Here is a 14,856-nt window from a genome sequence, read left to right on the forward strand (position 1 = left end):
GGCACGGTGCTCGGCTTCGCTCACACAACAAATATGATTCGGGTTCTCCTGGATGGTCAGAAATGTCCGCAGACCCTGCATCGTGGCTACCTCGAACTTGTTGCGGATACCGCTTCCTGAAGGCGAGGTGGTTCGCAGATCGTGGACTCGCAATCGTTGCGTCGCTCTTGGAACCTCATTGCCTCTTGTCGGAAGCGAAACCCCATTTCCAGCCGTAGCTCAAGCGGTGGGTTTTGGTCTAGAAAGGTCGAAAATCCCTTATCTTTTAATAGGGATTGACTGACACTCTCTCTGCCGCTGCTCAGCTATCCATCGCACCCCGATCGTTCGATGCGACAATGCGGGGCCGGGCGGCCTTCTGTCTTGTCAGAGGTGGAACGATACTGTCTCTGATTGGATCTAACTGGACATCGGTTGCTGGAGCTAGCTCAAACTTCCCCATGATGGATTGGAGCGAGAGTTAAGGTTTTCAGCCAGTTAGAGGGCGGCGGGTGCAGGACGTGTGCGCCGCGAGATCAAGAGGAATCTCATCACGCCCAATGTGTGGAGTGGTTTCTGAGCTGGGCTAGTGCTGAAACTGGGAAAGCGAGGGGCACTCAAGGGGACGACTCAAACTGTTGCCCCCGCTGGGAAGGCACAATAGCGCGTAGCGCTCAGTTCGCGCAACGCGCCTCGAGCGCATCGACGAAGGCGCGATCCCATCGGCCCTCGCGGATCGCGTGGATCGTGCCGTGCTCTTTTTGCTCCTGCGCCAATGCCTTCTCGATGACCGTTGCGGCCAGGGACGGTGGAAATGCGAGGAGGCCGTCCTGATCGCCTACGACGATGTCGCCCGCGTTCACGGGCATACCGCCGACGGTGATCGGGACATTGATCGCTCCGGGACCATCCTTGTATGGACCACGATGGGTCACGCCGCGCGCGTACACAGGAAAAGTGCGCTGACGAATCTCCGCAACGTCGCGAATGGCGCCGTCGAGCACCATGCCGGCAAGCCCGAGCGAGGCTGCGCCGAGTGTCATGATGCCGCCGACCAGTGCGTTGGAGATATCACCGCCGGCATCGACAACCATCACGTCACCGGGACGACAGAAGTCGTAGGCGCGCAGGATGGCGAGGTTGTCGCCGCCGCGCGTCTTCACCGTCACCGCAGTGCCCACCATCGGTGCCGGCGAGTGATAGGGGATTAGCCCGACGCTGCCGCAATTGCGGTGCAGCTGATCGCTGAGCAGGGCGACCGCGATGGTCCGCAGTTTTGCGATCATCGCGGGATCGACTTGCGGAGCCGAGGGGTTCTTTACAATGCCGGTGTTTGACATGAGATGCCTTCGATCGGGATGTTAGCGGAGTTCGGAAACAGCGTGAGCGATGCGGTTGGTGCCGTCGTCGAGCACATCGAGCGACGCGGCAATCGAGATGCGGAAGTACGGCGACAACCCGTAGGCGCTGCCTTGAACCACGGCGACGCCGACGCTTTCGAGCAAGTACATCGCGACGTCGCTGTCGGTTTCGAGGCGCGCACCCGCCGGAGTGCTTCGACCGATCAAGCCAGCGCAATTGACGTAGAGATAGAATGCGCCGTCGGGCGGCAGGCAGCTCAGGCCCTCGATCTGGTTGATGCGCGTCAGCATGCGCTCGCGGCGGGTACGGTAAATCGCGACGCTTTCGGAAACGAAGCTCTGATCGCCGTTGAGCGCTTCGACAGCGGCGGCCTGGCTGATCGAGCAGGCGTTGCCGGCCGCCTGCGACAGCAGCGTGTTCAGCGCACCGATCAGATCGGAGGGCCCGGCGATCCAGCCGATCCGCCAGCCGGTCATCGCGTAGGTCTTCGACACGCCGTTGACCGCAAGCACACGCTCCGCCAGCTCGGGCGCAGCGTTCAGCAGGTGCGGCGTTGCGCGACCATCGAAGCGGATGTGTTCATAGATGTCGTCCGTCATGACCAGCACGTGGGGATGCCGTGCGAGAATGTCGGCCAGCTTGCGATATTCCGCCGCCGAGTAGCTGGCGCCCGTCGGATTCGACGGCGAGTTGATGATCAGCCATCGCGTCTTGTCCGAGATCGCAGCTTCGAGTTGCGCCGGCGAGATCTTGAAGCCCTGGCTTTCCGGGCACGCGACAAGCTTCGGAACGCCGTCGCAGGCGATCACCATATCGGGGTACGACACCCAGTAGGGAGCCGGGATGATCACCTCGTCGCCGGGCTCGATCGTCGCCTCCAGCGCGCTATAGATGCCGCTCTTGCAACCGTTGGTGACGATGATGTCGGAGGGGGAGTAGACGAGATTGTTCTCGCGCTTCAGCTTCGCGGCAATCGCCTGGCGCAGATCGACGGAACCCGGCAACATCGTGTAGCGGGTAGCGCCCTTGTCCATTGCCTTTGAGGCCGCGGCGCGAATGTTCGCAGGCGTGTCGAAATCCGGCTCGCCGACGACGAGGCTGACGATGTTCTTGCCCTCCCGCTTCAGCGCAGTTGCCCGATCGGCCGCCGCCGAGCTGGGCGAGGGCTTGATGCGCCTCACGCGTGCGGAAATACGAGGATGGTTCATAGTGATTGACCCTGGCTAAGCGAGGTGCGACGCTAGAGACAGAGCCGGGCGCTGGCCAACACGAGTTCAATCTGGCCTGATAGGCATATCTTATGGATGCTCTGCTCCGGTCTGGAGCAGAAGGCAGTCTGAGGAGACGACGTGAATCTCAGGCGACTGCAGTACTTTGTGAAGATCGTCGACGTCGGCAGCCTGACGCAAGCCGCCGATGTGCTGCATGTGGCGCAGCCGGCGCTCAGTCAACAGCTCGCAACTCTCGAAGGCGAAGTGCGTCAGCAGCTTCTCGTGCGCACCAAGAGTGGCGTGGTGCCGACCGAGGCCGGCAAGGTGCTGTATCGCCACGCCCAGCTCATCCTCCGGCAATGCGACCAGGCGCGCGCCGACATGAATGCGGCCGCGAAGAACATCTCCGGCGCCGTGGCCGTGGGACTCGCGCCGGGGACTGCCGCGGCAGGGCTGGCCCTGCCGTTGCTGCGCGCGGTGCGGGCGCGGCACCCCGGCATTTTGCTCTATTTGAACGAGACGTATGGCACCACGCTTTCCGAGCTCGTGATGAATGGCCGAATGGACCTGGCGGTTCTCTACGGCGGCAAGACCGCCGTCCACGGCCTCGCATTCCAGCCGCTGCTGCGAGAGCCGCTTTACCTCGTCGGCCGTGGGAGCATGGTGGCACCGCCGGCCGAAGTGCCGCTCGCGATGCTCGTTGACACCGACCTTTACCTTGCGCGTCCCTACAATGTCGTCCGCAAGATGGTGAACGACGCTTTCGCGGCCATCGGCAAGGTGCCGAAGGTCGTGGCGGAAATCGAATCCGCCAGCACCCTGACGGCCGTGATTTCCGACGGGCTTGGCGCCACTATCCTGCCCGAATCGATGGCGCGGCAGGTCGTATCGTCCTGCGATGCCTGGCAATCGTGCATCATCGATCCGGTGATCGAGGCGCCGCTGGCGCTGTGCCAGTCCGATCATTTGCCGCTCTCCGAGCCGGCACAGGCGATCAAGGAAATCCTGCTGGAGCTTGTGGCCGGCCTGCCGGGAAACCTCGTTGCGCACGAAGAGCGGTCTCAAAAGCCGTCATAGCGCTCCCTTATAGGGGCAAAGCCAATCCGTCTTGGTCGGCAGGAATCGATAGCGCTAGCGTCGAGGCCGGCGTTGCGCGTGCAGGGCCACGATCCCGTATGGGCGGCGAGACATGGATTTGGACCGGATCAAGACCTTGATCGATGCGATGGCTGCGTCTGATCTGAACGAGATGGACTTCAGCGAAGGCGGCTGGTCGCTCAGGCTGGTTCGTCGGGCGCAACCGGACGATATGGTTCGGGCACCAGCCAAGACCGTCCCATCCACACACGCCAGACAGCGGCCAGCTCGTGCCGAACCCGATGCAGCGCCGAAGAGAGAGGCGAATGTCGCAGCGCCCTTGTTCGGAATTGTCCATCTGCAACCGTCGCCGGATGCGCCCGTCTTCGTTTCGGTAGGACAGGCTGTGACGGCCGGAACGCCACTCTGTGTCATCGAGGCGATGAAGATGTTCCACGAGGTTCGCGCCGAACAGGACGGCACGGTGTCGGCGATCCTCGTTGCGTCCGGTCAGGAAGTCGAGGCCGGCCAAGAACTTATACGGTTCGCGTGACCCCATGTTTGAATCGGTGCTCATAGCCAATCGGGGAGAGATCGCTCTGCGCATCCAGCGGACGTGCCGGCGTCTCGGGCTGCGAACGATCGTGGTCCATTCCGAGGCCGATCGGGAGACGCCGTATGTGCGTCATGCCGACCAGGCTCTGTGTATCGGGCCCGCCGCGGCGGGGCAGAGCTACTTGAACCAGAAGGCGATCTTGTTTGCGGCTGAGGTCAGCGGAGCCGAGTCGATCCATCCCGGCTACGGATTTTTGTCCGAAAATGCCGGCTTTGCCGAGCAAATTGAGGCTGCGGGCCTGACATTCATCGGTCCGACCGCCGCGAGCATGCGCGTCATGGGTGACAAGATCGCGGCCAAGCGCGCCATGAGAGCGGCGGGCGTTCCGTGCGTCCCCGGTCCCGATGCAGCCCTGACCGAGGATGTTGATGTCGTGCGCGCGGCGGCGCGCGAGATTGGCTATCCCGTGATCCTGAAGGCCGCCGGCGGCGGCGGCGGTCGCGGCATGCGGATGGTAGAGAGCGAGAGCGGCTTGCGCGACGCGCTGCTCCTGACCCGGGAAGAGGCGCGGCGGGCATTCGGCAACAGCGAAATCTACGTCGAGAAATTCCTGGGCCGCCCGCGCCACGTCGAAATCCAGGTGATCGCCGATACGCACGGTGACGCGGTCTGGCTCGGCAGTCGCGATTGCTCGCTACAGCGGCGACATCAGAAGGTGATTGAGGAGGCGCCGGCCCCACAGATCGGAGATGCAATGATGAGCGAAATCGGCGAGCGCTGTGCGGAGGCTTGCCGGCAGATCGGCTATCGTGGCGTCGGCACTTTCGAATTTCTGGTCGAAGACAGCGCGTTCTACTTCATCGAGATGAATACGCGACTTCAGGTAGAACATCCCGTCACCGAGATGACCACCGGGATCGATCTTGTCGAGGCTCAGATTCGTGTGGCGCAGGGTGAAAGGCTGCCGTTCAGGCAGGGCGACATCGCCTGTCGCGGTCATGCCTTCGAATGTCGCATCAATGCCGAAGACCCCGACAGCTTCGTGCCTTCACCCGGCGTGATTGATACCTGGCAGATGCCGGGCGGACCCGGCGTGCGCATCGACAGTCACGCGAGTGCCGGTTACCGCGTGTCGTCCTATTACGACTCGCTGCTCGGCAAGCTTATCGTTCACGGCGCGACGCGCGACGAGGCGTTGGCGCGGCTGCGGGTGGCGCTCGACGAGGCTCGGATCGAGGGGATTGCAACGAACCTGCCGCTGCACCGGCGCCTCGTCGCCGATCCCGATTTTATCCGCGGTGGTGTTAGTATCCACCATCTCGAGACGAAACTTCGCCGGAGTGGGCAGCCATGACGACGGATCGGCCTCGCACAAGCCTGCTCGGGACGACGGCCCTGCTGTTTGAGGCGCCCGGCGAGACCACGCTCGAAACGCAGCGGCGGATCTGGGCCATGGCGCGCGAGGCTGCCGGATTTCCCGGCGTGCGCGAGGCTGTGCCAGGCATGAACAACCTCATGCTGGCCTTTGTCGAGCCGCCGCGACGACCGGAAGAGATCGAACAAAGGCTCATCGAACTCTGGAACGTCGTCGAGCCGCTTCCGTTCGGCGGTCGCTGCATCGATCTGCCCGTCGCCTATGGCGGCGAAGCCGGGCCGCATATGGCCGATGTCATCGAACACACCGGCATGAGTGTCGATGAGATCGTCGAACGCCACAGCGCGCCAACCTACACCGTGTTCGCGCTTGGAAGTCACCCCGGCTACTGCTACCTCGGCGGCATGGATGTGCGCATCGCGACCCCGCGTCGCAAGGTGCCGGTGCTGAAGATTCCGGGTGGAGCCGTGTCGATCGGCGGTAGTCAGACCGGCGTGTCTGCCTCCGACGGGCCCAGCGGATGGAACACGATCGGCAGCACACAGGTCGCATTCTTCGATGTGAATCGCAGCCCGCCCGCGCTGCTTCAGCCGGGCGACAGCATCCGCTTCAAGGTTGTCCGGGTGCTGCGATGATCAAGGTTTTGTCAGCAGGCGCGCTTGCGACGGTCCAGGATCTCGGCCGTACCGGTGGGCTCAATCTTGGCGTCGGGACATCGGGCGCCATGGATCCGCTCGCGCTTGCCGGAGGCAATATCCTGCTGCGCAACGAGGAGAACGCCGCGGCCGTTGAGGTCCCGGTTTTTCCTTTCAAGGTTCGTTTCGAGCGCTCGACTGTTTTTGCCGTCACCGGCGCCGATTGTGCGGGAAGGATTGACGAGACGCCGGTACTGCCGTGGTGGGCGCATCGCGCCGAAGCGGGGCAGGTGCTGTCGCTTTCGCTTCCCAAGCAGACGACATGGCGCGCGACCCGCGCCTATCTGTGCGTCGCGAATGGCATTGACGTGCCGGCCGTGCTCGGCTCGCGCAGCACGCAGTTGAGAGGCTCGTTTGGCGGCCACGAGGGGCGGCCGCTCCGCGATGGCGATGAACTGCCGACCGGCCGTTCGAATGGCCGGGCCGCTCCCGGCTTCGGTCTGGTCCCGCCCGGGCTAGCGCTCCCGCTTGAGGCCGACGGCGTGCCCGCCGTTCGCGTGTTACCGGCCGCCGAGTACGACTGCTTCACCAATTCATCGCACGATGCATTGTGGTCGACGGCCTGGAAAATCACCGCGCAGAGCGATCGCTACGGCTACAGGCTTGCCGGCCGTGAGCTCAACCCGCTGCGTCCGCTGGAATTGCGCTCGCATGGCATCGTGCCCGGCGTCATTCAGGTGCCTCATGGCGGCCAGCCCATCGTCCAGATGCGCGATGCACAGCCCTCCGGCGGCTATCCCAAAATCGGCACGGTGATCGAGGCAGACCTCTGGCGTCTCGGCCAGGCTCCGATCGGGAGCAGCGTTCGCTTCATCCGCTGTAGCTGGGCCGAAGCGCTGGGCGCCTCGGCGGATATCCACCGCTGGCTCGCAAACGCACGTCGTCTCGTCGAACTTCACTGCGGCGAAGGGGGAGGCCGATGAGCAATCCTCTCGATCACGTCGACAAGTTAAGCGCCTGGCTCAAGGACGCCGATCTCGCGCTGCTCGAGCTGCGCGGTCCGAGCGCCACGTTGCGCCTGGTGAACGATGGCGCGTCGGTACGTGTCGTTGAAGGCGAGGAATCGCCGTCCGTCGACGCGCCGTCGATGACTGTCCGCGCTCCATCGCCGGGCATCTTTCTCGATGGTCACCCGCTTCACGAACGCGCAATCGCTTTGGCCGCCGCCGATGTCCGGGCTGGTGACCCTCTCGGCTTCCTGCAAATCGGGCCTCTGCTTCTAGCCGTGCCCGCGCCCCGGGCAGGAACGGTGACCGATGTGCTGGTCGCGCACGGCACGATCGTTGGCTACGGCACGCCGCTGTTCGTACTACAGCCGATCGAAGGTGAGACATCATGAAGATCGATCTCAACGCCGATATGGGCGAAGGTTTTGGTCCATGGCCGATGGGCAACGACGAGGCGCTTCTCAACCTCGTGTCTTCGGCCAATGTCGCGTGCGGCTTTCATGCCGGCGATCCGCTGATCATGCAGCGCACGGCGGAGCGCGCCAGGGCGCGCGGCGTCGACCTTGGGGCTCATGTCGGGTTTCCGGACCGTCAAGGATTCGGCCGGCGCGTGATGCAGATCGACACCGCCGAGCTCGCCGCCATGGTCACGTACCAGCTCGGCGCGCTCGACGGCATCGCGCGGGCCGTCGGACATCGCGTCACGCATATGAGCTTTCACGGCGCGCTGGGCAACATGGCTGCCGCGGACGCCGACCTTGCCCGGCCCCTGGTTCGCGCGGTCGCCGCGTTCGATCCCAATCTCCTGATCGTTTCCTCGAGCAGCCGCGCCATCGAGGGTGCGGCGGCGCAGTGCGGTATCAGGGTTGCCACGACGTTCCTGGCTGACCGGGCCTATGACGACGAGGGCCTGCTGGTGTCTCGGGCAAAGCCCGGCGCGGTCATTCACGATGCCGGGGCGGTCGCCGAGCGCGTCGAACGTCTGCTGCGTGACGGAGTGGTCATTTCCGCCAGCGGAAAGGCGCTCGCCATGCCGGTCAAATCGATCCTGCTGCATGGGGATACCCAGGGCGCCGTCGAGCTGGCCCGAGGGATTCGGGCCTCGATCGAGGCCGCCGGCGGCGAGATCGTGCCGGTTTCCAGGCTTGTGGCGGGCTCCGGCGGAGCGGGCGGGGGATCATAAGGGGACCTTATCCCGCCACAGTTAATCCGTCTTGGCGGGGAAGTTGCGCGATCGTTTAGCGTATTGAGAAGGTGAGGAGCCAGATGCCATTCTCCGACTACAGGACTGCTCTCGTCACCGGCGCCTCGTCGGGCATCGGTCTGGCCGTGGTCGAGCGCCTGGCGCGTGAGGGCCTGAAGGTTCATGCGCTCGCGCGGAGCGCGGATGCGCTGAAAGCTCTGGCCGATCGCACCGGCTGCATCCCGCACGCGATGGACGTCAGAGATATTGCGGCTATCACCAAACTTGCTCACGGCCTCGAGGTTGACGTGCTCGTCAACAGCGCGGGCGTCGACCGGCCGAAGAAGTTCCTCCAGGCGGATGCGGAGGACATCGATCTCCTGGTCGACGTCAACCTGCGCGCGATCCTGCATCTCTGCCGTCTGCTCGTGCCGGGCATGGCTCAGCGCGATCGCGGTCACGTGGTGAACATCACGTCGATTGCCGGCGCTTACAACTTTGCGGGAAACTCGAGCTATCACGCGACCAAGGCGGCCGTCAGCATGCTGACCAGTCAGCTCAGGGTCGATTGCTTCGGCAAGCGCGTGCGCGTCACCGAGATCTGCCCCGGCCGGGTTGCAACCGACATCTTCGCCCATGTCCACGGCGACAGCGCCGAAACGCGCGCGAACTTCATCGACGGCTTTGAACTGCCCGAGGCAAAGGACATTGCCGACGCAATCGCGTTTGCGATTGCCGCGCCAGTGGCGGTCAATGTCGGCTACATCGAGATCACACCGACCTTGCAAGTGCCGGGTGGCTTGTCGACCACTCGCCCCGAGGGCTCCCCAAAACCCGTTCTCCCGACCTAGATGAGGGGCGCGCGATGAAGGGTTTCGACCTCATGGCCGTCCTGCTCAATCCGGAGTTCAGCCGGATGCTGGTCCATGGGGTGAAGATGACCTTCATCATCTTCATCGGCTCATGGCTGCTGGCGATGAGTCTTGGAATGATCCTTCTTGCGGTCCGGATGCTGCCGAGCCGGATCGCCAGCGGTTTTGTCGCGATCTACGTCTCCTACCACCGCAATGTGCCGACGCTGGTCCAGCTCATGCTCTGGTATTTCGGCATTTCGAGCATGCTGCCGGACTCGGTTCAGATGTGGCTCGGCGATCACAATGGCGAAGCGGTGTTCGCAATCGTCGCCTTGGGATTGTGCCAGGCCGCGTATTTCAGCGAGGATCAGCGTTCCGGTCTGCGCGCGGTGCCGAAGGGGCAGTGGGAAGCCGCCCGCGCGCTGGGGCATGGCTATTTCGGAGCCATGGCCTACATCCTGCTGCCACAGGCCGTCCGCAACGCGATGCCGGCGCTGGTAAACCATACGGTCTCCTTGTTCAAGAACTCCAGCCTCGCGATGGCGATCGGCGTGGCCGAGCTGACCCACGCCGTCAAGGAGGTCGAGAGCCAGAGTTTTCGTCCGTTCGAGACTTACCTGATTGCCACGATCGTCTATCTCGTCTGCTCGCTGCTGCTGATGTGGCTTGGTCACTATCTCGAGCAGCGCAGCCGCATGGCCGGAGCGGTCTGATCATGTCGCTCCTGCTGAGCATGATCGAGATCGTCAGGGACAACTGGCTGTTGCTGCTCGTCGGCCAGTATCCGAACGGCCCGCTTGGCGGGATCGCGGCCACCCTCATTCTCTCCATCCTCGGCATTGGGTTGGCCTTTCCGCTGAGCGTCGCGATGGCGCTCGGCAGCCTGTCGCCGTGGCGTGCGCTGCGCTGGCCGGTCATGGCCATGGTCTACATCACCCGCGGCGTGCCGCTGCTGCTGATCATCCTGTGGGTCTATTTCGTGCTGCCGCTTTTGATCGGGCATAGCGTGCCGGCGTTCGCGACCATGCTGGTCACGCTGGTCGGCTATGAAGCCGCATTCCTGAGCGAGATCGTGCGTGCCGGCATTCAGGCATTGCCAAAAGGTCAGATGGACGCTGCCCGCGCGCTCGGACACAGCCGTCTCGGCGCGATGCGCTACGTGATTCTGCCGCAGGCGCTGTTCAACATGATCCCGAGCATCCTCAGCCAGTTCGTCTCGACCATCAAGGAGACCACGCTCGGCTACATCATCAACGTCCCGGAGCTCACCTTCGCGGCCGGACAGATCAACAACCGGTTGCTGACCAAGCCGTTCGAAGTCTACTTCATTCTTGCCATCAGCTACTTCATCGTTTGCTGGACCTTGACGCAGGCCATCAACCTGGTCGAGCGACGGATTACCGAGCGCCGAACCACAGGTCCGGCTGCCGTGCCTGCACTGCCTGCCGCAAGCGCATCAGGGGCATGACCATGTCGCATGAAACTCCATCCCGGGATGCCGATCCGATGATTCAGTTCGTCGCTGTGCACAAATTCTTTGGTTCGCTGGCCGCGCTGACCGACGTCAACGCCGAGGTGAAGAAGGGCGAGGTGGTGGTGGTCTGCGGGCCGTCCGGCTCGGGCAAGTCGACGCTCATCCGTACCGTCAACAGGCTCGAGGAAATCCAGTCGGGCTCGGTGCTGTTCGAGGGCAAGGACGTTCATGCCAAATTGGGTGGCGCGGCACTGAATCAGTTGCGCAGCCGCATCGGATTCGTTTTCCAGAGCTTCAACTTGTTTCCGCATCTGAGTGCGCTCGACAATGTCATGCTTTCGCCGATGAAGGTGAACGGCGTCAAGCGCAGCGACGCGCGCGAAGCCGCACTTCGGCTGCTGGACCGGGTCGGACTCTCGGCCAAAGCGCAGAACTATCCGGGACAGCTTTCCGGCGGACAGCAGCAACGCGTCGCGATCGCGCGCGCGCTCGCCATGGAGCCGCCGGCGATGCTGTTCGACGAACCGACCAGCGCGCTCGATCCGGAGATGGTGGGCGAGGTGCTTTCCGTCATGCGCGGGCTTGCGCGTGATGGAATGACCATGATGTGCGTGACCCACGAGATGAACTTCGCGCGTGATGTCGCCGATCGCGTCTGGTTCATGGACGCCGGAAGGGTGCTCGAGACGGGAGCTCCGGTCGACTTCTTCCGCTCACCACAACATCCGCGTGCGCAGCGCTTCCTGTCGGACCTACACACAAGGTGACTGCGCTGACCTGATGTGACCAACCTGGAGGAGAACACAAATGTCTTTCAAGAACCGTTCAATCGGCTTGGTGGCCGCGATCGCAGGCCTTGCCGGGATCGCGTCGGCGGCGTGCGCCGACCAGCTCTCGGACATCACCCAGCGCAAGGAGCTGCGCTGCGGAACCTTTGCGGACGTGCCGCCGTTTGCTGCACCGGATGCCAAGACACGTGAGATGGTCGGCTTCGACGTCGACCTCTGCAAGGCGATCGCCCAACGCTGGGGCGTTGTCGCCAAGGTCACGCCGCTCTCGGTCGAGGCGCGCGTGCCCGAGGTCAAGCTCGGCCACGTCGACATCACGGTGGCGAACCTCGCCTACACGCTGGGCCGCGCCGAGCAGATCCAGTTTTCCGACCCGTATTACATCGCCAAGGAAATGCTGGCAGTGAAGGCGAGCGACCCCGGGACCGCCAAAGCCGATTTTAAGGGTAAGCGGCTGGCGTCGACCAAAGGATCGACGTCGGAACTCGCGATCAAGATGAACGAATCCGACCCGCTGACTTTCGTCGATACTGGTTCGGCCTTCATGGCGGTTCAACAGAACAAGGCGGTCGGAATGGTGGCGAATACCATGACCATTACCAAGCTCGTCAACCAGTCCAAGGAGGCCGGGCAGCCGCTGAAGATGATCGAAGAGCCGATGGTGCTGCAGCCGATCGGCGTCGGCATGAAGAAAGACGAGCCGGCGCTGCTCGCGAAGATCAACGAGACCCTGCTCGCGATGGACCAGGCCGGCGAGATCAACCAGCTCTGGGACAAGTGGCTCGGTCCGAGCACCGAATTCAAGATGACGCGTACCGACAAGGTCGCGCCGCTCAGCCAGCTGAAGTTCACGCCGCTCCCATGAGTTGTGAATTGGTGCCATTCACATCGACTAGAGCGAGCTTTATCCTGAGCTAGGCTTCCAGCAGTCTGCTCTTTCGCCGGGCGTGTGGACTATCGAACGCGACGTCGGAGCGATCGATATCCTCGTAGCTCCGGATTCGACCGATTGGTGTGATCCAATTTCATCATGTTCCTCACCTTCTGTTGAGGCGTTTCCTCAACCACGCTCACGTCGGTGTGCATGGGACTTATACCTCGAAGCGTTGGATCAATGCTGACTTCATTGCCGAAGCTGATTCCAAATTCCGATTGAACGTGCGTCTCACTTGGCGTTCGCCCTGTGTCGCTCGCGTTCCAATGTGAATGGAGAAGGGAATGGCTCCAGCGGCGAAGCGCCAATTTGCGAGGAACTCAGTCAACGCCGCCGTGTGGTTGCACTGAGAATGCAAACTGGGCGTTTTGGTCTCCAACTCAGGGACATGATTTTGGATCAAAGGCAAAATATGTCAAAGCGCGTCTCGGCTCGATTTCCTCATCGGTCCAACTCGTGATAGGATCGAATGGTATCAAGATAGATCAATGAAATGAATGGCTTGCGGTGGAAATTCTCTACAGCCCCGATGATGGATTGGTGCGAGAGTTCAAGTATTTCGATCGGTGAGAAGGCGGCGTGTGCACGACGTGTGCACCGGGAGATCAAGAAAAATCCCACTAGTGCCAATGTGAGCAGATCTTCTGAAGGGGAGTGGATCGCCTCGGTTTGCTGGTTTTTGAACGTACGGCAGGGCGATCACTTCGCTGAGCACTTCGGTCTGCAAATGAAGCGTCGTGATGTCAGCTGTTGCGGTCATCTACACAAGGGAAAATGGCCGAGACGCTGTGCTCGTGACCAGCCGCGACGCGCTCATTCCCTTCTTCGGCTTGAGCTTGCTCAGATTAGCCAATTTTGGATCGAGCGGTTGACCTGATGCGAAAGCAATCGGCGCGGGACGCCAGGACAGGCATCCCGCGTTGCTAGGCTCTTCGATTGATTACGGCAAAATGGGTGGATGATAGGTGAAGGTCGCCATCAGGATTGCAGCCAGGATCATGACGATTGGGAAGTGCACGACGAATTGCACGGAAGTGTAGCCAATCAGGTCTCTTGACTTTAAGCCGAGCACGCCCAGCAGAGGCAGCATCCAGAACGGGTTGATGAAGTTCGGCAGCGTCTCGGCGATGTTGTAGACCATGGTGGTCCAGCCCAGATGAGCTCCGATCTCATTAGCGGCCTTCATGATGTACGGCGCCTCGATGAGCCACTTGCCGCCGGCTGAGGGGATGAAGAAGCCGAGTACGGCGGAATAGATCCCGATCAAGAATGAGAAAGCGTTGGAGTTGACTGAGACGTGTGCAAACCAGTGCGCGATGGTGTCGGAAAGCGTCAGGCCGCTGCTGTTCGGCACCTTGGTCAATACGTGAGCGATGCCGGCATAGAAAGGGAACTGCAGCAGCAGGCCCGAAATGCTCGGAGTTCCCTTGGAAAAGGCGTCGAGAAGACTGCGGGGGCGCCAGTGCAAGAGAATGCCAAGCACCAGAAACACGAAATTATAGGTGTTCAGGCCTGACAACGTGATCAGCGGATTGCCGGATTGAAAGGTCTGCCAGAGCCAGCCCGATGCCAGTGCTACGATCAGAATCGTCAACACTGGACTGAACTCAAGAAAGTCGCCTGGCCGTGACGGCTTCTTTGGCTCGATGCGGTCGTCGTCGAGAGAGACGCCGAGATCCTCCGCGGTTTTGGTCAAGGCCTCATTTGGCGCCGTCAGATAACAGATCGCTGCGGACAGTGCGGTCACGACGATGATCGTCACCAGGTTTTGCCACGTCAGGATCGTCTCTGAGAAACTGATGACACCGGTGATCGGCAGCAACGAACTCGGAATGCTTGCAGCATTCGCTTGAAGCTGTGCAACCGATGAAGTGATGCCGAGCGTGAAGCCGCAGCCGAGGCCTAGATAGCCCGCCGCGCCGGCCGCGCGATAATCCAGTTTTATGTCCTTGCGCCGCGCGATCTCGCGCACCAAGAGGCCAGAGAAGATCAGGCTCAGACTCCAGTTCAGAAGTGACAGAAGGATACTGAGCACGCCGACGAACACCACGGCGCCACGTGCGCTGGAAGGGATGCAAGCCAGTCGCCGCATTAACGCCGAGACGGGCGGGGACATCGCAACTACATAGCCTCCGACAGCGGCGAGGGCTAACTGCATGGTGAATGGAATGAGATTCCAGAAGCCGTCGCCAAACGCGCGGCTGACGGCGAGCGGTGATCCGCCATGCACGATCGTCCCGAGCGCGATAACGACCACGGCGATCAGTACGAACACGTAGGCGTCGGGAAACCAGCGCTCAGCGAAGCCGACCATGTACTGCGAGAATCTCGCAAGCAAGTTGGTTCGTTCCGGTGCGTCGTCGAGGTAGATGGCTTTGTCCGTCGTGTCAGTCATTGCGGCCCCCATAGTCGCGTTGCTGT

The 14,856-nt window shown here is 62.2% G+C and carries 15 protein-coding genes; 12 read left to right on the forward strand and 3 right to left on the reverse strand.

Annotated elements, in window-relative coordinates:
- Positions 1-653: 653 nt before the first annotated feature.
- Together RAD15_RS00570 and RAD15_RS00575 are read right to left on the reverse strand one after the other, a co-directional pair.
- Positions 654-1,319, reverse strand: coding sequence for an RraA family protein (locus RAD15_RS00570; protein WP_458173339.1), 666 nt, complete (start codon positions 1,317-1,319; stop codon positions 654-656).
- A 21-nt stretch (positions 1,320-1,340) separates the two neighbouring features.
- The gene (locus RAD15_RS00575) at positions 1,341-2,549 is read right to left on the reverse strand and encodes an aspartate transaminase (protein ID WP_458173341.1); all 1,209 of its coding nucleotides are present in this window, start codon (positions 2,547-2,549) and stop codon (positions 1,341-1,343) included.
- A 141-nt stretch (positions 2,550-2,690) separates the two neighbouring features.
- On the opposite strand from RAD15_RS00575, the gene nac reads away from it, so the two are divergent.
- The 12 genes from nac (at position 2,691) to RAD15_RS00635 (ending at position 12,366) form a co-directional block, all read left to right on the forward strand.
- Positions 2,691-3,629: a nitrogen assimilation transcriptional regulator NAC gene (nac, locus tag RAD15_RS00580; RefSeq protein WP_458173343.1), complete on the forward strand. Its 939-nt coding sequence runs from the start codon at positions 2,691-2,693 to the stop codon at positions 3,627-3,629.
- Between the two features lie 112 nt (positions 3,630-3,741).
- Positions 3,742-4,182, forward strand: a complete 441-nt coding sequence (locus RAD15_RS00585) for an acetyl-CoA carboxylase biotin carboxyl carrier protein (RefSeq protein WP_458173345.1) — start codon at positions 3,742-3,744, stop codon at positions 4,180-4,182.
- 4 nt (positions 4,183-4,186) lie between these two features.
- Positions 4,187-5,539, forward strand: coding sequence for an acetyl-CoA carboxylase biotin carboxylase subunit (gene accC, locus RAD15_RS00590; protein WP_458173347.1), 1,353 nt, complete (start codon positions 4,187-4,189; stop codon positions 5,537-5,539).
- The gene (gene pxpB, locus RAD15_RS00595; protein ID WP_458173349.1) at positions 5,536-6,195 is read left to right on the forward strand and encodes a 5-oxoprolinase subunit PxpB; all 660 of its coding nucleotides are present in this window, start codon (positions 5,536-5,538) and stop codon (positions 6,193-6,195) included. Before accC ends, pxpB begins: the two co-directional genes overlap by 4 nt.
- Complete coding sequence (locus RAD15_RS00600) at positions 6,192-7,178, forward strand: 5-oxoprolinase subunit C family protein (protein ID WP_458173351.1); 987 nt, start codon at positions 6,192-6,194, stop codon at positions 7,176-7,178. Before pxpB ends, RAD15_RS00600 begins: the two co-directional genes overlap by 4 nt.
- The gene (locus RAD15_RS00605) at positions 7,175-7,594 is read left to right on the forward strand and encodes an acetyl-CoA carboxylase biotin carboxyl carrier protein (protein ID WP_458173353.1); all 420 of its coding nucleotides are present in this window, start codon (positions 7,175-7,177) and stop codon (positions 7,592-7,594) included. Before RAD15_RS00600 ends, RAD15_RS00605 begins: the two co-directional genes overlap by 4 nt.
- Positions 7,591-8,385 carry a LamB/YcsF family protein gene (locus RAD15_RS00610; protein WP_458173355.1) on the forward strand — a complete coding sequence of 265 codons (795 nt, stop codon included), beginning with the start codon at positions 7,591-7,593 and terminating at the stop codon, positions 8,383-8,385. Before RAD15_RS00605 ends, RAD15_RS00610 begins: the two co-directional genes overlap by 4 nt.
- Positions 8,386-8,468: 83 nt before the next feature.
- Positions 8,469-9,236 (forward strand): SDR family oxidoreductase, encoded by a 768-nt coding sequence (locus RAD15_RS00615; RefSeq protein WP_458173357.1) that lies wholly within the window; start codon positions 8,469-8,471, stop codon positions 9,234-9,236.
- Positions 9,237-9,250: 14 nt separating this feature from the next.
- Positions 9,251-9,952: an amino acid ABC transporter permease gene (locus RAD15_RS00620; RefSeq protein ID WP_458173359.1), complete on the forward strand. Its 702-nt coding sequence runs from the start codon at positions 9,251-9,253 to the stop codon at positions 9,950-9,952.
- Between the two features lie 2 nt (positions 9,953-9,954).
- Positions 9,955-10,707 carry an amino acid ABC transporter permease gene (locus RAD15_RS00625; protein WP_458173361.1) on the forward strand — a complete coding sequence of 251 codons (753 nt, stop codon included), beginning with the start codon at positions 9,955-9,957 and terminating at the stop codon, positions 10,705-10,707.
- Positions 10,704-11,480 carry an amino acid ABC transporter ATP-binding protein gene (locus RAD15_RS00630; RefSeq protein WP_458173363.1) on the forward strand — a complete coding sequence of 259 codons (777 nt, stop codon included), beginning with the start codon at positions 10,704-10,706 and terminating at the stop codon, positions 11,478-11,480. The genes RAD15_RS00625 and RAD15_RS00630 overlap by 4 nt, the downstream gene beginning before the upstream one ends.
- Positions 11,481-11,520: 40 nt before the next feature.
- Entirely contained in the window at positions 11,521-12,366 is an 846-nt protein-coding gene (locus RAD15_RS00635) for an ABC transporter substrate-binding protein (protein ID WP_458173365.1), read from the forward strand.
- 1,009 nt (positions 12,367-13,375) lie between these two features.
- Here RAD15_RS00635 and RAD15_RS00640 read toward each other — a convergent pair.
- The gene (locus RAD15_RS00640; protein ID WP_458173367.1) at positions 13,376-14,830 is read right to left on the reverse strand and encodes a short-chain fatty acid transporter; all 1,455 of its coding nucleotides are present in this window, start codon (positions 14,828-14,830) and stop codon (positions 13,376-13,378) included.
- Positions 14,831-14,856 lie beyond the last annotated feature (26 nt).

The organism is Bradyrhizobium sp. 14AA (assembly GCF_054185205.1).